Raw genomic sequence first — 17,456 nt, forward strand, 5'->3', positions numbered from 1 at the left:
GCCGCCACGTCTTCCTCCCGTCTGCGTAGTCACTGCAGGCCTTTTTGGCATTTGTTGCCGTTCTGGGGGATTTCATGTTGCGTGCGTTTCGTCCACTTTCACCGTTGTCTGCCCGTCCATCGCTATTGGCAGCCTGCCTGGCCCTGAGCCTCCAGGCGCAGGCCGCTCCGGTCGAGCTGCACCTACCGGTACAACCGCTGGCGGTGTCGTTGAGCCAGTTGGCCCAGCAGGCAAAGGTGCAATTGCTGTTTGACGAAGCCCTCCTGCGCAGCGTGCAAGCCCCTGCCGTCAACGGCCCTTACGAAGCCCAGGCGGCCATTGAACTGCTGCTGCACAACAGTCGCTTCGCCGTGGTCAAGATCGCAAACACCTATGTGGTACGACTGCGCGACAATGATCCGACAGCAGACAATGGCATCCAACTAGGCGCGGTCAGCATTGTTGGCGATGGCCTGCAGGTTGACCCCAGCACCGTTGGCCGCTCGACCCTGACCCAGGAAGATATCGACCGCTATCAACCCAGCAACATCCCCAGCGTGCTATCGACCCTGCCCGGGGTGAACATGGGTGGCTCGGCCAAACCAGGCGGCCAAACCATCAATATCTGGGGCCTGGGCGACGCCGAAGACGTACCGATGACGGTCGACGGGGCGACTAAAAGCGGCTTTGAGCGCTACCAGCAGGGCACCATCTTCATCGAGCCGGAGCTGATCAAGAACATCGAGGTGGAGAAAGGCCCACATTCGATCTTCACTGGCAACGGCGGCTTCGGCGGCAGTGTCAACATGACCACCAAAGATGCCCCGGACTTGTTGCAGGAAGGGCGCAACAGCGGCGCCATGCTCAAATACGGCTACGCCAGCAACGATCACCAGCAGGTCTATAGTTCGGCATTGTTCGGGCGCACTGATGATGGCCGCATGGACGCGCTGGTGTACCTGACCAAGCGTGACGGTGGCGACATGAAGCTGGCCGGTACCCTGCCGGACCCCGACAACGCCTACCCGATCAACCCCCAGCGCCTGCCCAACAGTGCCCTGGACCTGGACGGCGGGCTGCTCAAGTTCAATATGCACCTGACTGACGAACACACCTTGGGCTTTTCCTGGTCGCGTTCTCAGAGTGAGCGTTGGGCGCCTTTTTCCTCCACCGCCTACCCCACTCCGCCGACCCAGAGCGACATCGACAGATTCGGCTATGACAACGCGCTCAAGCGCTACCTGGCCAATCGCACCACCACCGATACCACCTGGTCGACCACCTACAAATACCAGCCGATCAACAACCCGCTGATTGACCTGCAGGTAAAGTATTCGGTGTCTGATACCAAACAAACCGACGAGCGCGACGCCACCGCGTTTTTCCAGCCGTCCACTGGCGGACGCAAAATGGACACCGAATACACCGACCAGATGCTCGATGTACGCAACGTCAGCCTGTTTGCCACAGGCCCCCTGGAACATGCATTCACTTCGGGCTTGCAGGTACGTCGCCACGAACGTGACACGCAAATGTGGATGCCCGGCGCAAAATACGACACCCCGCTGTACAACAACGGCCACTACCAGCCCAATTTCATGCCCAGCGGTAGCGTCGACAGCCAGGGTTACTTCATCCAGGACGCAATCACCCTGGGGGACGTCACTGTGACCCCCTCTCTGCGCTACGACCATGTTGCCAACAAGGGCAAGGAAAACGACGCGCCGTTCTACAACAACCCAAAATTGGGCCACGACTACAGCGAAAAAACCTACAGCGGTTGGTCGCCACGCCTGTCGATTTTCTGGAAGACCAACGAACACACGGCCTTTTTTGCCGACTACAGCAAAACATGGCGGGCCCCGGTACTCGATGAGCAGTATGAAATCCAGGGGCTGGGCAGCCGTACCGCTTCCAGCCGTAACCTTGACCCGGAACGCATGACCGCCCTGCGCGCCGGCAACATCACCAATCTGTCGAATGTATTCACCGATCAAGACATGGTGCTGATCCGTACCACCTTGTTCCGCAACGAGATCGACGACGAGATTTTCAAAGCCACCGGCATCGGCTGCCCGCAGCAATTGGTCAACGGCGAAAGCATCTCCAAGGCCTGCGGCAAAGGCTTGATGTCCAACTACCGCAACATCAAAAGCGTGACGATCAAAGGTTTCGAGGTTGAAAGCTTCTACGACTCCACCTACCTCTTTGGCTCGTTGTCGTACTCGTGGATCACCGGTCGCCATGAAGGTGCCTACACCAACCCTTGGGGGCCGGATGTTTGGGCCAAAGACATTCCGGCGCCAAAATGGATCACTACCCTGGGCGTGAAGATCCCCAACTGGGATGCCAAGGTGGGCTGGCAGGCACAGTTCATCCGCAAAACCGACCGCCTGCCCAGCGACAATTACCGCGAAGGTCCGGGCAGCTCCCTGGGTGACCGCTACTACGATCATTATGCCAACGACGATTACCAGCTCCACGGTCTGTTCGCCAATTGGAAGCCCCAGCAGCCATACCTCAAGGGCACCGAAGTCAACCTGACCATCGACAACCTGTTCAACCAGGATTACCGCGCTGAACTCAGCGGCGCCTACGCCTACAGCCAGGGTCGCAACGCCAAGGTGAGCATCACCCGCTTCTTCTGATCGACAGCAAACTGTACGGATGAACTTGTGACCAACTGTAACCGGATCATCCGTGCCGGCTGTGGCTCAATGACAGGACTCATCTGTCACAGGCTTTTGTTATGTCCAGCCGCGAAAACACCGGGATGGCCCTTGGGCTGCTCGGTGTCATCATTTTCAGTCTGACCCTGCCCATGACGCGAATCGTCGTACAGGAAGTGCATCCTTTGCTCAACGGTCTGGGTCGCGCCTTGCTGGCGGCCATTCCGGCCGCGGCCCTGCTGCTTTGGCGGCGAGAGAAATGGCCAACCTGGCGGCAGATCAAAGGGCTCAGCCTGGTAGCGCTGGGCGTTATCCTCGGCTTTCCGGTGTTTTCCGCCTGGGCCATGCAGACAGTGCCGGCGTCCCATGGCGCCCTGGTCAACGGTCTGCAACCTCTGTGCGTGGCCATCTATGCTGCCTGGCTGTCCCATGAGCGCCCGTCGAAAGCCTTCTGGGCTTGTGCGGCGCTGGGCAGCGCACTGGTGCTGGTATACGCCTTGATCATGGGTGCCGGACAAATTCAGGCGGGCGATTTGCTAATGCTGGCGGCCATCGCCGTGGGTGGCCTGGGCTATGCCGAAGGTGGGCGACTGGCGCGGGAGATGGGTGGCTGGCAAGTGATCTGCTGGGCGTTGGTGCTATCGACCCCGTTGTTGATCGGCCCTGTTGCTTACCTGGCTCTGCAGCATCAGGGGCCAGTGAGTGCCAAGGCCTGGTGGGCATTTGGCTACGTATCACTGTTTTCGCAGTTCATTGGTTTCTTTGCCTGGTACGCGGGACTGGCGATGGGTGGGATTGCCCGCGTCAGCCAGATCCAGTTGCTGCAGATTTTCTTCACCATTGCCTTTTCGGCGTTGTTCTTCGGCGAGCACGTAGAACCCATCACCTGGGTGTTTGCCGCAGGCGTGATCGCTACCGTGGTACTGGGGCGCAAGACCCGGGTGCATCCAGCACCCGTGCGGGCCTGATCACAGGGCAAGCCCGCTCCCACAGCATGGGAGCGGATTGACCTTCAGGCTGCGATCAGGCCATCGGCCCGCAACAAGGTTTCCAGGCAATGCTCCTGAACCCCGTAGAACGCCTTCAACTGCTGGATTTTTTCCAGCAAGGCGGTTGGATCCTGCGGCGCCTGGCGCTTCACCGCCAGGATCATTTTGTTCTTGTTGGTGTGCTCCAGCGAGATGAACTCGAACACCTTGGTTTCATAGCCACAGGCTTCCAGATACAAGGCACGCAAGCTGTCGGTGAGCATTTCCGCCTGCTGCCCCAGGTGCAGTCCGTACTGCAGCATCGGTTTGAGCAGACCCGGGCTGTGCATCTGCGGACGAATTTGTTTATGGCAGCACGGCGAACACATGATGATGGCCGCACCGCAGCGAATTCCGGTGTGAATCGCATAGTCGGTAGCGATATCGCAGGCATGCAGGGCAATCATCACTTCGATGGCACTGGGCACCACGCTGCGCACATCCCCACACTCGAACAGCAGCCCCGGATGCTCCAGACGCGCAGCAGCGGCATTGCACAGGTCTACCATGTCCTGGCGCAACTCGACACCCGTCACCTGGGCTTCGCGCTGCAAGGTGTTACGCAGGTAATCGTGGATAGCGAAGGTCAGGTAGCCCTTGCCCGAACCGAAGTCGGCGACGCGCAAGGCCTGGTCGGTCGCCAGCGGCGCTGAATTCAACGCATGGGAAAACACTTCGATGAACTTGTTGATCTGCTTCCACTTGCGCGACATCGCCGGGATCAACGCGTGCTGCTTGTCGGTCACGCCCAGGTGATGCAGGAACGGTCGGCTCAACTCCAGATAGCGTTTTTTCTCCCGATCGTGTTCGCCGGCAGACGCCTCGCGTTCCTGCTGGACAGCCTTGCGATGCAGCATCGGCTTGCCCTTCTTGCTGAACTCAAGTTGAGCTTCATCGCTAAGACTCAACAGGTGCGCGTTACGAAACGAGGCGGGCAACAACTCGGCCACCAGCGCCAGGGCTTCCTGGTTCGGCAAGTTACGGGTGATATCGCGGGTCTGGTAGCGGTAGACCAAGGACAGGCACGCTTGGCCCTTCACCGTAAGCGGCTTGGCAATGACCCGTTGCAGGGCTTCTTCAGTACCGACGTGGCGCGCCAGCACCAGCTTGATCAGGGCATTTTGTTCCAGACTGGTGGCGAGCAGGCTCAGAAACTGCGCACGCGCATCCGGCGCGGCCTGGGCGGTGAAAGAATCGGACATCAGGGGTGGGTGCCTCGGATTGCGGAAGGAGCGGCTATGCGCAGTGCCGGCATTTTACGTGGATGACCGGCCTGCGCACAGCTTTTGTCGATCAACGTTTACAGATCACCCGAGCACGACCAAGCGGTTTGGCAGTTCGTTGCGCGCATGGGTCACTGGCACATGGCGGGCCAGCAACTCGCCGCAAGCCTCGATACAGCCGACAAAGCCCTGCACGGTCTGGCCTTGACGAACCTGTTCGGTAAAGCGCTGGACGATGCCCTCCCATACCTGGTTGTCCAAGTGCCTGGAAATGCCTTCATCGACGAGGATTTCCACATAGCGTTCGGCCTCACTGACGAATATCAGTACCCCGGTACCGCCTACCGTATGGTGCAACTGCTGCTCCAGAAACTGTCGTCTGGCCAGGTTCGAGGCGCGCCAGTGGCGCACCGAACGAGGAATCAGCCGGGTCGTCACGCCAGGCAGCCGAAACAGCAGGCACAAGACAATAAATGTCAGCCATTGCGCGATGAGCAGGCCGTTGACGCTCAACCAGCCGCCCAGATAATAGACTGCGCCGGGTACCAGCAAGGCCAGCAAGCTGGCCCAGAGCAGCGGAATATAGGCGTAATCGTCAGCACGGGCGGCCAGTACCGTGACCAATTCAGCATCGGTATGCCGTTCGACCTGGGCAATCGCTTCGGCTACCTGTCGCTGTTCATGTTCAGTGAGCAATGTCATGCGCGGGAAATCTCTTTGATTACTGTTCTACCAACCACCGGAGGACCCTCCACCGCCGAAGCCACCGCCGCCGCCACTGAAGCCCCCTCCACCACCACGTCCACCGCCAAAACCGCCGTAGCCGCCACCAAAACCACCGCCCATGCCGCCACGGCCACCACGCCCGCCGCCCAGCCCCAGGGACTGCGCCGCGAAGACCAGGATAATCATCAGCACGAACAAGCCAACGGCCCACGCCGGCGCTTGCTCCTCGCCACCACCTTGAGCACGTGACGGTTCGGCCAACGGGTTGCCACCCAATACCTGGAGGATCGCAGCGGTGCCCTGGACAATGCCCAGGCTGAACTCGCCACGGCGAAACGCCGGCGTGATGATGCCGTTGATAATCACCGAGGCCTGGGCATCGGTCAGACGCTCTTCAAGACCGTAGCCAACTTCGATGCGCAGCTTGCGCTGCGCGGGGGCGACGATCAACAGGGCGCCGTTGTCCTTGCCCTTCTGGCCGATGCCCCAATGACGCCCGAGCTGGTAGCCGAAATCCTCGATGGGCAACCCTTGCAGGTCCTTGACGGTGACAACCACCACCTGTTCGCCAGTCGCCTGTTCGTGAGCGGTAAGCATACGTTCAAGCTGCGCGCGGCTGCCGCCGTCGAGCAAGCCGGCGTTATCCACAACACGGCCCGTCAGGGCTGGAAAGCTTGGCTCGGCGCGCAACGGCGTGACAATCAGCAGCGCCAGCAGCAGCCCCCATTGCAGCAAACGCATCAGAATTTCACTTCAGGTGCTTTATCGGCATCACTGGCAGTCGCTTCGAAGTTCTCTCGCAGCGGCAGGCTGCTGTACATCACGCTGTGCCACAGGCGCCCGGGAAATGTACGGATCTCGGTGTTATAGCGCTGCACCGCAGCAATGAAATCCTTACGCGCTACCGCAATACGGTTTTCCGTGCCTTCAAGCTGCGATTGCAGGGCCAGAAAGTTCTGGTTGGACTTCAGGTCCGGATAGCGTTCCGATACCACCATCAAACGGCTGAGCGCGCCAGTCAGTTGCGATTGTGCCTGCTGGAATTGTTGCAGCTTCTGCGGATCGTCCAAGGTGCTGGCATCAACCTGGATCGACGTGGCCTTGGCACGTGCTTCGATCACTGCAGTCAGGGTTTCCTGTTCCTGCTTGGCATAGCCTTTAACGGTTTCCACCAGATTGGGAATCAGGTCCGCGCGGCGCTGGTACTGGTTCTGCACCTGGGCCCAGGCAGCCTTTACCTGCTCGTCATAGTTGGGAATATTGTTGATCCCACAACCGGCCAGAAGGCTGCTAAGTACCAGCAACAGCCATACCTTTGCGCCCTTGAACTGAATTGCCTGCATAGTTGCCTTACTCCTTGATCAGCGTGTACGTGTGTACTTGAGGCATAATCGGTCACCGCCGCTGGATCGTGACGGCCCAATCGGCTAAAAGATGCCCAGCAAACTACAACAATAGCCGCTTCCCCAACTTCGGCTGGGCAGTATCACCGTGAATACTGCCATGAGCCTTGAGAAAAGAACTTAATGAATAAGCTGTGTTTGCTGGGCCTCCTTGTCAGCCTGGCCACTCAGTCGGCCCTTGCCGACACATCTGCCGATCGGCTGAAGAACAAACAAGTATTCATCGCCGATCTCATGGGCCAGATGACCCTGGACGAGAAGATCGGCCAATTGCGCTTGATCAGCATCGGTCCGGAGATGCCCCGGGAAATGATCCGCAAGGAAATCGCCGCTGGCCGCATTGGCGGCACCTTCAACTCGATCACCCGTGCCGAGAACCGTCCGATGCAGGACGCCGCAGGTCGCAGCCGTCTGAAGATCCCGATGTTCTTCGCCTATGACGTGATCCACGGCCATCGCACGATTTTCCCGATCAGCCTGGCCCTGGCGTCGAGCTGGGACATGGACGCAATCGCCAAGGTGGGCCGGGTTTCCGCTCTTGAAGCCGCCTCCGACGGTATCGACATGACCTTTGCGCCCATGGTCGATATCGCCCGCGACCCGCGCTGGGGCCGCACCAGTGAAGGCTTTGGCGAAGACACTTACCTGGTCTCACGCATTTCCAAGGTGATGGTCGAGTCGTTTCAGGGCAAGAGCCCCGCCGAGTCCACCAGCCTGATGGCTGCCGTCAAGCATTTTGCCCTGTACGGCGCGGTGGAAGGCGGACGCGACTACAACACCGTCGACATGAGCCCGACGAAGATGTTCAACGATTACCTGCCGCCTTACCGCGCCGCCATCGATGCTGGCGCTGGCGGGGTGATGGTTGCCCTGAACTCGATCAACGGCGTACCGGCCACCTCCAATACCTGGCTGATGCAGGACCTGCTGCGCAAGGACTGGGGCTTTAAAGGCGTAACCGTCAGTGACCACGGCGCCATCACCGAACTGGTTCGCCACGGCGTGGCCAGCGATGGCCGTGAGGCTGCAAAGCTTGCGATCAAGGCCGGTATCGACCTGAGCATGAACGACTCGCTGTACGGAGAAGAACTGGCCAGCCTGCTCAAGGCGGGTGAGATCAATCAGGCCGACATCGACAATGCCGTGCGTGAAGTACTGGGTGCCAAATACGACATGGGCCTGTTCGCCGACCCATACCGACGCATTGGCAAGGCCAGCGAAGACCCGGCCGACACCTACGCCGACAACCGCCTGCACCGCGCCGAAGCGCGTGATGTAGCACGTCGCAGCCTGGTACTGCTGGAAAACCGCGAGCAAACCTTGCCACTGAAAAAGGCCGGCACCATTGCCTTGGTCGGGCCGCTGGCCGACGCGCCCATCGACATGATGGGCAGTTGGGCCGCTGCCGGTCGCCCGCATCAGTCCGTGACGGTGCGCGAAGGCATGCGCCAAGTGCTGGGTGACAAAGCCAAGGTGATCTACGCCAAAGGCTCTAACATCACCCATGACAAAGCCATTCTCGACTACCTGAACTTCCTCAATTTCGATGCTCCGGAAATCGTCGACGACCCACGCCCGGCCGCCGTACTGATCGACGAAGCCGTCAAGGCAGCCAAACAGTCGGATGTCGTGGTGGCCGTGGTCGGTGAGTCCCGTGGCATGTCCCACGAGTCGTCGAGCCGTACCACGCTGGAAATTCCTGCGGCTCAGCGCGAGTTGATCAAGGCCCTGAAAGCCACCGGCAAGCCTCTGGTATTGGTGCTGATGAATGGCCGCCCACTGTCGCTGGGCTGGGAACGTGAACAGGCCGATGCCATTCTCGAAACCTGGTTCAGCGGCACCGAAGGTGGCAACGCAATTGCCGACGTTCTGTTCGGTGACTACAACCCGTCGGGCAAGCTGGCGATTACCTTCCCGCGCTCTGTCGGCCAAATCCCGATGTACTACAACCATCTGAGCATCGGTCGGCCGTTTACCCCAGGCAAACCTGGCAACTACACCTCGCAGTATTTCGAAGAACCCAATGGTCCGCTCTACCCCTTCGGCTACGGCCTGAGCTACAGCGACTTCAGCCTTTCGGCGCTGTCCCTGTCGAGCAAGACCCTGGAAAAGGGTCAATCCCTCGAAGCCAGCGTACGCGTGAAAAACACCGGCAAGCGTGATGGCGAAACCGTGGTGCAGTTGTATGTGCAGGACATTGCCGCGTCCATGAGCCGCCCGGTAAAGGAGTTGAAGAACTTCCAGAAGGTCATGCTCAAGGCAGGTGAAGAGCGCACTGTACGCTTCCAGATCAGCGAGCAAGACCTCAAGTTCTACAACAGCCAACTGCAATGGGCAGCTGAACCCGGCGACTTCAATGTTCAGGTCGGCCTGGACTCGCAAACCGTTGAGCAGCAGCGTTTCAAACTGCTGTAAGCCGTCGCCAAGCACCAAGGGAAGGCCAGGAGGCCTTCCCCATCTGCCGGGATTCGCACCATGCCCTACTCGTACCGCGCCCTGCGTCTGGGCCTGATCATTTTTTTCATCCTTGCCGGCATGCTGCTCACCGCAGGCTGGGCGATGCACCATGCCAAGCGTCAATCGATGGTCGAAGATGCCGGGCGTGCCAGCCAGCAATTGGGCTTATACGCCACGTCGCTGCATACCTTGATCGAACGCTACCGTGCCCTGCCTGCGGTCCTCGCCCTGGACCCGGAATTGATCAACGCACTCGCAGGCCCGGTCAACGCGCAGGTCCAGGATGCCCTCAATCGCAAGCTTGAACGCATCAATGGCGCCGCCAACTCCTCGACCCTGGAGCTGCTCGACCGGACCGGCCTTGCCGTGGCTGCCAGCAACTGGCGCTTGCCCAGCACCTACGTCGGGTCCAATTACGGTTTTCGTCCGTACTTCCAACAAACCCGCAGCCACGGCAGTGGACGCTTCTACGCCATTGGCGTGACCAGCGGCGTCCCCGGTTATTTCCTTTCCAGCGCGGTGCAGGATGAAAACAAGCGTTTTCTCGGAGCCATGGTGGTGAAACTGGAGTTTCCGGAACTGGAACGCGAATGGCGCCAAGGCAACGACATTCTGCTGGTCAGTGATGCCCGCGGGATCATCTTCATCGCCAACCAGGACGGTTGGCGCTACCGCCATCTTGGTCCGCTGAGCAACGCCGATCGCGCCGAGCTTGCCGTTACACGTCAGTACGACAAGCAGCAATTGCTACCGTTGCAGCATCAAGTACTCAACCGCTTTGGTGACAACAGCCAACTGATGCGGGTTCAGGGTCCTGAAGGCAACACCGAGTATATTTGGGAGAGTTTGCCTTTGCAGGCCGAAGGCTGGACCTTGCACCTGCTGCGCAAGCCGCAGGTCAGCGACGATGGCCGCAATGCTGCACTCGCCGCTGCTGCAGTGTGGCTGAGCCTGGTCTTCGCGCTGTTGTTCGTCAGCCAGCGTTTGCGCCTCGCACGCCTGCGCCAGCGCAGCCGTGAAGAACTCAAGCGCTTGGTCGAGGAGCGTACCCGCGAGCTGCGTACAGCCCAGGAGGGGCTGGTGCAATCAGCCAAGCTGGCGGCCTTGGGCCAGATGTCGGCGGCCCTGGCGCACGAAATCAATCAACCGCTGACCACTCAACGCATGCAACTGGCCACCCTGCGCCTGCTGCTCGACAACCAGCGTTTCGATGAGGCACGCCTGGCGCTTGAGCCGCTGGAGCAAATGCTCAAGCGCATGGCTGCATTGACTGGCCACTTGAAAACCTTCGCCCGCAACAGCCCAAGCGGCCTGCGTGAGCGTTTGGACCTGGCCACCGTGGTTGACCAGGCTCTACAGTTGCTGGATGCGCGGATTCGTGCCGAACAGGTCGAAGTGGCTCAGTACCTGGCCCGCCCGGCCTGGATTCGCGGCGATGCCATTCGTCTGGAGCAAGTGCTGATCAACCTGCTGCGCAACGCCCTGGACGCCATGGCCGACAAAAGCTACAAACGCCTGGAAATTCGCATCGAACCCGTTGCCGAGCACTGGCGCCTGAGCGTGCTCGACAGTGGCGGAGGTATCTCTGCCGAACACCTGAACAGCGTCTTCGACCCGTTTTTCACCACCAAACCTGTGGGTGACGGGCTGGGCCTGGGCCTGGCGATTTCCTATGGCATTATTCATGAGGCCGGCGGCCGCCTTGAGGTAGACAATCAACCTGGCGGCGCCTGTTTCAGTTTTACGCTGCCTTACGATCTGGAGCCTTGATGTTCAATTCGGTAATGGTTGTCGATGATGAAGCCAGTATCCGCACTGCAGTCGAGCAGTGGCTGAGTCTGTCCGGTTTCGATGTGCAGCTGTTCAGCCGCGCCGACGACTGCCTCAAGCAACTGCCTGAACACTTCCCTGGGGTGATTCTCAGTGATGTGCGCATGCCTGGAATGGACGGCCTGCAATTGCTCGATCAGCTTCAGGCGCGTGATGCCGATCTGCCAGTGATCCTGTTGACCGGGCACGGCGATGTGCCCATGGCGGTCGAGGCCATACGCAATGGCGCCTATGACTTTCTGGAAAAGCCGTTCAGTCCGGAAAGCCTGTTGGGCAGCCTGCGCCGGGCATTGGAGAAACGCCAATTGGTCCTGGAAAATCGCCGCCTGCATGAACAGGCCGACCACAAGGCACGTCTGGAGCTTAACCTGCTGGGCATGTCGCAAGGCATGCAACAGTTGCGCAAACAAGTGCTGGACCTGGCCAGTCTGCCAGTCAACGTACTGATTCGAGGTGAAACCGGTAGCGGCAAAGAGCAAGTCGCACGCTGCCTGCACGACTTCGGCCCGCGAGCCGACAAACCATTCGTTGCACTCAATTGCGCGGCCATTCCTGAAGCCTTGTTCGAGGCCGAACTGTTCGGGCATGAAAGCGGTGCCTTCACCGGAGCGCAGGGCAAGCGCATCGGCAAGTTGGAATATGCCAATGGCGGCACGGTGTTTCTCGACGAAATCGAGAGCATGCCTCTGGCCCAGCAAGCCAAGCTGCTACGTGTACTGCAAGAGCAGAAGCTGGAACGCCTGGGCGCCAACCAGAGCATCACGGTCAACTTGCGCATCATCGCCGCGACCAAGCCGGACCTGCTCGAAGAAGCGCGTGCGGGACGTTTTCGCGAAGATCTGGCTTACCGTCTGAATGTGGCAGAACTGCGCCTGGCACCGCTACGCGAGCGGCGCGAAGACATCCCCTTGCTGTTCGAGCACTTTGCCCGTCTGGCCGGGGAGCGCATGGGCCGCAGAGCGCCAGCGTTGAGCGGCGCCCATTTAGGCCAACTGCTCAGCCACGCCTGGCCCGGCAACGTCCGCGAGCTGGCCAACGCTGCCGAGCGTCATGCCCTTGGCCTGGGTGAACCAAACATTGCCCCGGTCGAATCCGGGCAGTCGCTCGCGGCCCAGCAGGAAGCGTTCGAGGCGCAGTGCCTGCGTGCAGCCTTGAGCCGGCACAAAGGCGAGATCAAGGCGGTCATGGAAGAGCTGCAACTGCCCCGCCGCACGCTTAACGAAAAAATGCAGCGTCATGGCTTGATGCGCGAAGACTTCCTTTAGACAGCCCCCGATAAGCGGAAACTTGCCTAGCACCAAGACTGCTATGAGCGGATTTCCGCTCATCACCACGCTCCAACCCCTCTAGACCGGCCCTTCAGAACCTGGCACAGCTCCTGCTATAGCCCTGTCAGGTTGCGTTTCGGCGCGCTCCACAAAAATAACGATGAAGGTCCCCTAGATGGATAACTCCACCACCCTGCCAGCCGGGGCGGCCATTGCGCCCGCCACGGAAAAAACTACCCGCAGTCGCCTGAAATCCATTTTCAGTGGTTCAATCGGCAATATGGTCGAATGGTACGACTGGTACGTTTACGCCGCGTTTTCCCTGTACTTCGCCAAGGCCTTCTTCCCTGCCGGGGACTCTACCGCCCAGCTTCTCAATACGGCCGCAATCTTTGCCGTAGGCTTTCTGATGCGCCCAATCGGCGGTTGGCTGATGGGCATCTACGCCGACCGCAAGGGACGCAAGGCAGCACTGATGGCCTCGGTATTGCTGATGTGCGCAGGCTCGCTGGTAATCGCCCTGACCCCTGGTTATGAAACCATCGGTGTAGCCGCCCCAGTCCTGCTGGTGGTAGCGCGCTTGATGCAGGGCTTGTCGGTGGGTGGCGAATACGGCACCTCGGCCACCTACCTCAGTGAGATGGCGACCAAAGAACGTCGTGGCTTCTTCTCCAGCTTCCAGTACGTCACCTTGATCTCTGGCCAGCTCATCGCCCTGGCGGTGCTGATCGTTCTTCAGCAAACGCTGACCACAGAGCAACTGTATGCCTGGGGCTGGCGTGTACCGTTCGTGATCGGCGCCCTTTGCGCGGTCGTGGCCCTGTACCTGCGTCGTGGCATGGAAGAAACCGCCTCCTTCACCAAGAAGGAAAAGTCCAAGGAAAGCCTGATGCGCACATTGATGCGTCATCCAAAGGAGCTGGCAACCGTGGTCGGTCTGACCATGGGCGGTACCCTGGCCTTCTACACCTACACCACCTACATGCAGAAGTACCTGGTGAACACGGTGGGCATGAGCATTTCCGACTCGACCACCATCTCGGCCGCCACACTGTTCCTGTTCATGTGCCTGCAACCGATCGTCGGCAGTCTGTCCGACAAAATCGGTCGTCGCCCGATCCTGATCGCTTTCGGTGTACTGGGCACCCTGTGCACTGTGCCGATCCTCACCACGCTGCACACCATCCAAACCTGGTGGGGTGCGTTCTTCCTGATCATGGCCGCTCTGATCATCGTCAGTGGCTACACCTCGATCAACGCGGTGGTCAAAGCTGAACTGTTCCCAACCGAAATCCGCGCCCTGGGTGTTGGTCTGCCTTACGCACTGACCGTATCGATCTTCGGCGGCACCGCGGAATACATTGCACTGTGGTTCAAGGCCCAAGGCATGGAGTCCGGTTTCTACTGGTACGTGACCGCGTGTATCGCCTGCTCGTTGCTGGTGTACGTGTTCATGAAAGACACCCGCAAGCATTCGCGGATCACTACCGACTGAGGCTTGGCTTGATGTAACGCAAAAGGGCGTCCAGCAGTGGACGCCCTTTTTTTATCTTTAACGCCGTATTAATCCCGGGTTGAGAACGTATTCATCACCGGTGCAACCATCCGACTCATTGAGGCAGACGGATGGAACGCCGGTAAAAACATCGAATAAATTGATTTTTAAGCACTATTTTTTGCGCTTTTTAATCAATTTTGTCGGAGTAGAATTGAACCCATAGAAACAAACAACCTCTCACCACCCGGAGCAACGACGATGAAAACCAAATTGATCCTCACCCTGGCCTTCTCGGTACTGGCTGCCAACGCTTTTGCTGAAGATGGTTTTGATCGCACCAATGGTCACAACTTCGGTGCCGTACAAACTCAGTCGGCGGGTTATGCCGAAGACGGTTTCGATCGTACCGGCGCTGCAAAATTCGCCGAAGACGGTTTTGACCGTACTGGCGCGGCCAAATTTGCCGAAGATGGCTTTGATCGCACCCAGGCTCACCGCATCAGCTAACCCTGATGTGATGCAGTCAGCCCGGCTTCGGCCGGGCTTAATCGTTTTCAGCCGGACAAAGCCTTGGCACACTAGACGCTTTCACCAAGGGAAGGCCGCAAGGCCAGCGCAGATGTACTACTACGAACCCGCAAACGGCCACGGCCTGCCTCATGATCCGTTCAACGCCATCGTCGGCCCCCGCCCCATCGGCTGGATTTCATCCCACGACGAGCAAGGTCGCTTGAACCTGGCACCTTACAGCTTCTTCAATGCCTTCAATTACATTCCGCCCATCATCGGTTTCTCCAGTGTCGGGCGCAAAGACAGCCTGAACAATATCGAGAAAACCGGCGAGTTCGCCTGGAACCTGGCGACGCGACCACTGGCCGAAGCCATGAACCAGAGCTGCGCAGCGGTGGCAGCCGACGTCGATGAATTTGCCTTGAGCGGCCTTACACCGGTTACCTCAAAGGTTATCGCTGTGCCGCGAGTGCAGGAAAGTCCGGTGTCCTTCGAATGCAAGGTGACGCAGATCATTCAGCTGCAGCGAGCCGATCAGGTACTGGTACCGAGTTGGTTGATTCTGGGCGAAGTGGTGGCGGTGCATATTGCCGAACACCTGCTCAAGGACGGCATCTACGACACCGCTGCCGCCCAGCCAATCCTGCGTGGAGGCGGCCCGGCTGATTACTTCGAGCTGGGCAACCTGTTCAAGATGGCCCGCCCGCAGGTCAATGGCTGAGTTACCAGACCAGATCGGCGTCGTCACTGACGCCCTGCAGGCGTTCAAGCTCGGCGCAGGCAGCCTCGTCGGCGGCCAGGGCTGTCTTGAACGTCTGCCCTTCGAGCACTTTATGAAACCGTGGCGCACCCGTGGCGCCCAGGCCTTTCACGGCGATCGCAGCACAGTACCCCTCTTCGCCGCGAACAGCTGCCGATACTGCTTCGAACTGCGCAAACTCTTTACGTGCCATGTGCTTTAAATCCACATCAGTTACTTGAAAGCGCCATTCTAACCCGCAGACGGCTCACCAAAGGTATGCAGGTCCAGGCTGGCGACCACTTGGGCCTGAACCAGCTCGCCAAACAGGTCTAGCGTGGGCGAAGCGAAGTAGCCGCTCATCGCCTGCTGATCGCGCCACCGGCCGCTGAGCAACCACAAATCAGCATCCGCTTGCGACTGCTGCAGGTTGAAGTGCAGGCAGCCAGGGCACTCCCGGGACGGCTCGAGCAATTGGCGCAAACGCTCGCCCAGCTCCACGGAGCGACCGTAGCTGGCACGAATGAAAGCAAGATGGGTGACCGGTTGCGGCGAGGTCATGGGCATTTCTCCTAGAGCAGCCAGTTGTTATTGCCAGGTTGCAAGACTAGGGGCTGCATCGCGTGCGCCGTTAGGTCATTCCTGTCGTCGGCTTGCCTGATCCTGCGCGCGGCAGGATCAGGCAAGCAGACGACAGCATTCGGCTAGCGTCGCTGCTTGCACATACCTATGCTGCTCAGGTCCTTTTCTGGAAGTACCGCGATGTCTACATCTCCCTCTGATCGTCCGATACTGGATCCGGCCCTGGAACTACAGCGCCAGGAACTGGCGGATCTGGTTCGCCGTCATGCGCCGCGCAGCGTCAGTGGTGAATCGGCTATCGAAGACTTGTTCCTGGTGCAATACGAAGAAAGCGTACGCTCCATGCCGACCCTGGCGCAGCCGGCCTTGTGCATTCTTGCCCACGGCAGCAAGGAGATATGCCTGGGAGACGAGCGCTACCTCTACGATCCGTTGAATTACATGGTGTTGTCGGTGGCACTGCCAATCAGCGGCGTTTTGCTGGAGGCCAGTCCCGAGAATCCCAGCCTTGGGGTGCGCATGAACATCGACCCGGCGCAGATCAACAACCTGATTGCCGAGGCCGGTCCCATGGGTGTTCCAGCCCTGCCTTCGGGGCGTGGATTGTATGTAGAGCGCACCGATCCATTACTGCTCGATGCCTTGCTGCGCCTGATACGCCTGCTCGATACGCCAAAAGACATCCCTGTGCTGGCGCCGTTGATCCAGCGGGAAATTCTTTATCGCCTGCTGCGCGGCCCGCAGGGTTATCGCCTGTATGAAATAGCCATGTCCAGCAGCCAGACCCACCGCGTGTGCCAAGCGATCGAATGGCTCAACCAGCACTTCGATCGTCCGCTACGCATCGATGATCTGGCCCGTGAGGTGAACCTCAGCAGCTCTACCTTGCATCACCGCTTCAAGGCCGTCACCTCCATGAGCCCTCTGCAGTACCAGAAGCAACTGCGCCTGCAGGAGGCTCGCCGGCTGATGCTCAACGACGGACTGGAAGCGGCAGTGGCAGGGTATCGAGTGGGCTATGAAAGTCCGTCGCAGTTCAGCCGGGAGTACAGCCGCTTGTACGGCGCCCCGCCTGTACGGGATTTGGCGCGCTTGCGAAGTGCACTTTAGGAGTGCAGTGCCCCGGTCGGTGGTAGCCAGCTTCCTGTAGAGACCGGACACATCGCTGACAGGTGTGCGCAGACATGGTTGACACATTATGGGCCGCGGTCAGGTTTATTCACGCCAGTGGATCGGCGTCTGGCTGTATGTGTCACTGACTACACAGTTGGCCGACCGCAGGTGAGCACCGGAATGAGGCTCGAGTGACGATGGGCATATCCGTTTGATGCAGCGGCGCAACTGGCTGGTTTCGCCTTTACGGCGACCCACTTTTGTCGGGGCAAAAGTGGGCAAAACCCCTTGTCCCTGCATTCGGCCTACTGAAGGGACGATTTGTGGCGTCTGCACGATTTGTGCAGGTAGAAGCACAGCAACAGCAACAGCAATGGCAATGGCAATGACCCTGTGCAAAGTTGAAACCGGCCTTGCCGGCGCTGGGTGGA

General features: G+C 59.4%; 14 protein-coding genes and 1 pseudogene. 9 read left to right on the forward strand and 6 right to left on the reverse strand.

Features of this window, described 5'->3' with window-relative positions; translation table 11 throughout:
• The first annotated feature begins 74 nt into the window (after nucleotides 1-74).
• Both H8F21_RS21065 and H8F21_RS21070 read left to right on the forward strand, forming a co-directional pair.
• The gene (locus H8F21_RS21065) at nucleotides 75-2,627 is read left to right on the forward strand and encodes a TonB-dependent receptor (protein ID WP_203477990.1); all 2,553 of its coding nucleotides are present in this window, start codon (nucleotides 75-77) and stop codon (nucleotides 2,625-2,627) included.
• A gap of 101 nt (nucleotides 2,628-2,728) precedes the next feature.
• Complete coding sequence (locus H8F21_RS21070) at nucleotides 2,729-3,616, forward strand: DMT family transporter (protein ID WP_203477993.1); 888 nt, start codon at nucleotides 2,729-2,731, stop codon at nucleotides 3,614-3,616.
• A 44-nt stretch (nucleotides 3,617-3,660) separates the two neighbouring features.
• Here H8F21_RS21070 and H8F21_RS21075 read toward each other — a convergent pair whose 3' ends face one another.
• From H8F21_RS21075 to H8F21_RS21090, 4 genes are all read right to left on the reverse strand, one after another.
• Complete coding sequence (locus tag H8F21_RS21075) at nucleotides 3,661-4,878, reverse strand: class I SAM-dependent methyltransferase (protein ID WP_203585245.1); 1,218 nt, start codon at nucleotides 4,876-4,878, stop codon at nucleotides 3,661-3,663.
• A gap of 105 nt (nucleotides 4,879-4,983) precedes the next feature.
• A complete protein-coding gene (locus H8F21_RS21080; protein ID WP_203478008.1) occupies nucleotides 4,984-5,601 on the reverse strand; it encodes a TPM domain-containing protein in 618 nt (205 codons plus the stop codon).
• 27 nt (nucleotides 5,602-5,628) lie between these two features.
• The gene (locus H8F21_RS21085; RefSeq protein ID WP_203585246.1) at nucleotides 5,629-6,366 is read right to left on the reverse strand and encodes a TPM domain-containing protein; all 738 of its coding nucleotides are present in this window, start codon (nucleotides 6,364-6,366) and stop codon (nucleotides 5,629-5,631) included.
• The gene (locus H8F21_RS21090) at nucleotides 6,366-6,968 is read right to left on the reverse strand and encodes a LemA family protein (RefSeq protein ID WP_203585247.1); all 603 of its coding nucleotides are present in this window, start codon (nucleotides 6,966-6,968) and stop codon (nucleotides 6,366-6,368) included. The genes H8F21_RS21085 and H8F21_RS21090 overlap by 1 nt, the downstream gene beginning before the upstream one ends.
• 183 nt (nucleotides 6,969-7,151) lie before the next feature.
• Between H8F21_RS21090 and bglX the strand changes: the two genes are divergently transcribed.
• The 6 genes and pseudogenes from bglX to H8F21_RS21120 all read left to right on the forward strand — a co-directional run bounded on the left by bglX (nucleotide 7,152) and on the right by H8F21_RS21120 (nucleotide 15,312).
• A complete protein-coding gene (gene bglX, locus H8F21_RS21095; protein WP_203585248.1) occupies nucleotides 7,152-9,443 on the forward strand; it encodes a beta-glucosidase BglX in 2,292 nt (763 codons plus the stop codon).
• Between the two features lie 60 nt (nucleotides 9,444-9,503).
• Complete coding sequence (locus tag H8F21_RS21100; protein ID WP_203543532.1) at nucleotides 9,504-11,255, forward strand: ATP-binding protein; 1,752 nt, start codon at nucleotides 9,504-9,506, stop codon at nucleotides 11,253-11,255.
• Complete coding sequence (locus tag H8F21_RS21105) at nucleotides 11,255-12,580, forward strand: sigma-54-dependent transcriptional regulator (protein ID WP_203585249.1); 1,326 nt, start codon at nucleotides 11,255-11,257, stop codon at nucleotides 12,578-12,580. The genes H8F21_RS21100 and H8F21_RS21105 overlap by 1 nt, the downstream gene beginning before the upstream one ends.
• Nucleotides 12,581-12,758: 178 nt before the next feature.
• On the forward strand, nucleotides 12,759-14,078 hold the full coding sequence (locus H8F21_RS21110) for an MFS transporter (RefSeq protein ID WP_203478033.1): 1,320 nt from the start codon (nucleotides 12,759-12,761) through the stop codon (nucleotides 14,076-14,078).
• Nucleotides 14,079-14,339: 261 nt separating this feature from the next.
• A pseudogene (locus H8F21_RS21115) lies at nucleotides 14,340-14,585 on the forward strand (hypothetical protein); the annotation flags it as partial.
• 115 nt (nucleotides 14,586-14,700) lie between these two features.
• Nucleotides 14,701-15,312 (forward strand): flavin reductase family protein, encoded by a 612-nt coding sequence (locus H8F21_RS21120; RefSeq protein WP_203585251.1) that lies wholly within the window; start codon nucleotides 14,701-14,703, stop codon nucleotides 15,310-15,312.
• A gap of 1 nt (nucleotide 15,313) precedes the next feature.
• Here H8F21_RS21120 and H8F21_RS21125 read toward each other — a convergent pair whose 3' ends face one another.
• Nucleotides 15,314-15,544, reverse strand: a complete 231-nt coding sequence (locus tag H8F21_RS21125) for a hypothetical protein (protein WP_203478071.1) — start codon at nucleotides 15,542-15,544, stop codon at nucleotides 15,314-15,316.
• Between the two features lie 38 nt (nucleotides 15,545-15,582).
• Entirely contained in the window at nucleotides 15,583-15,891 is a 309-nt protein-coding gene (locus H8F21_RS21130; protein WP_203478074.1) for an antibiotic biosynthesis monooxygenase family protein, read from the reverse strand.
• Between the two features lie 201 nt (nucleotides 15,892-16,092).
• On the opposite strand from H8F21_RS21130, the gene H8F21_RS21135 reads away from it, so the two are divergent.
• Nucleotides 16,093-17,022, forward strand: a complete 930-nt coding sequence (locus tag H8F21_RS21135) for an AraC family transcriptional regulator (RefSeq protein WP_203478077.1) — start codon at nucleotides 16,093-16,095, stop codon at nucleotides 17,020-17,022.
• The last annotated feature ends 434 nt before the right edge of the window (nucleotides 17,023-17,456 follow it).

Origin of the sequence: Pseudomonas arcuscaelestis, from assembly GCF_016881005.1 — a bacterium.
GTDB classification, from domain to species: domain Bacteria; phylum Pseudomonadota; class Gammaproteobacteria; order Pseudomonadales; family Pseudomonadaceae; genus Aquipseudomonas; species Aquipseudomonas arcuscaelestis.

What these genes read in the sequence shown, in the direction of transcription:
- H8F21_RS21065 (WP_203477990.1), top strand. Translation starts at nt 75, where the DNA reads ATGTTGCGTGCGTTTCGTCCACTTTCACCGTTGTCTGCCCGTCCATCG.
- H8F21_RS21070 (WP_203477993.1), top strand. Translation starts at nt 2,729, where the DNA reads ATGTCCAGCCGCGAAAACACCGGGATGGCCCTTGGGCTGCTCGGTGTC.
- H8F21_RS21075 (WP_203585245.1), bottom strand. Translation starts at nt 4,878, where the DNA reads ATGTCCGATTCTTTCACCGCCCAGGCCGCGCCGGATGCGCGTGCGCAG.
- H8F21_RS21080 (WP_203478008.1), bottom strand. Translation starts at nt 5,601, where the DNA reads ATGACATTGCTCACTGAACATGAACAGCGACAGGTAGCCGAAGCGATT.
- H8F21_RS21085 (WP_203585246.1), bottom strand. Translation starts at nt 6,366, where the DNA reads ATGCGTTTGCTGCAATGGGGGCTGCTGCTGGCGCTGCTGATTGTCACG.
- H8F21_RS21090 (WP_203585247.1), bottom strand. Translation starts at nt 6,968, where the DNA reads ATGCAGGCAATTCAGTTCAAGGGCGCAAAGGTATGGCTGTTGCTGGTA.
- bglX (WP_203585248.1), top strand. Translation starts at nt 7,152, where the DNA reads ATGAATAAGCTGTGTTTGCTGGGCCTCCTTGTCAGCCTGGCCACTCAG.
- H8F21_RS21100 (WP_203543532.1), top strand. Translation starts at nt 9,504, where the DNA reads ATGCCCTACTCGTACCGCGCCCTGCGTCTGGGCCTGATCATTTTTTTC.
- H8F21_RS21105 (WP_203585249.1), top strand. Translation starts at nt 11,255, where the DNA reads ATGTTCAATTCGGTAATGGTTGTCGATGATGAAGCCAGTATCCGCACT.
- H8F21_RS21110 (WP_203478033.1), top strand. Translation starts at nt 12,759, where the DNA reads ATGGATAACTCCACCACCCTGCCAGCCGGGGCGGCCATTGCGCCCGCC.
- H8F21_RS21120 (WP_203585251.1), top strand. Translation starts at nt 14,701, where the DNA reads ATGTACTACTACGAACCCGCAAACGGCCACGGCCTGCCTCATGATCCG.
- H8F21_RS21125 (WP_203478071.1), bottom strand. Translation starts at nt 15,544, where the DNA reads ATGGCACGTAAAGAGTTTGCGCAGTTCGAAGCAGTATCGGCAGCTGTT.
- H8F21_RS21130 (WP_203478074.1), bottom strand. Translation starts at nt 15,891, where the DNA reads ATGACCTCGCCGCAACCGGTCACCCATCTTGCTTTCATTCGTGCCAGC.
- H8F21_RS21135 (WP_203478077.1), top strand. Translation starts at nt 16,093, where the DNA reads ATGTCTACATCTCCCTCTGATCGTCCGATACTGGATCCGGCCCTGGAA.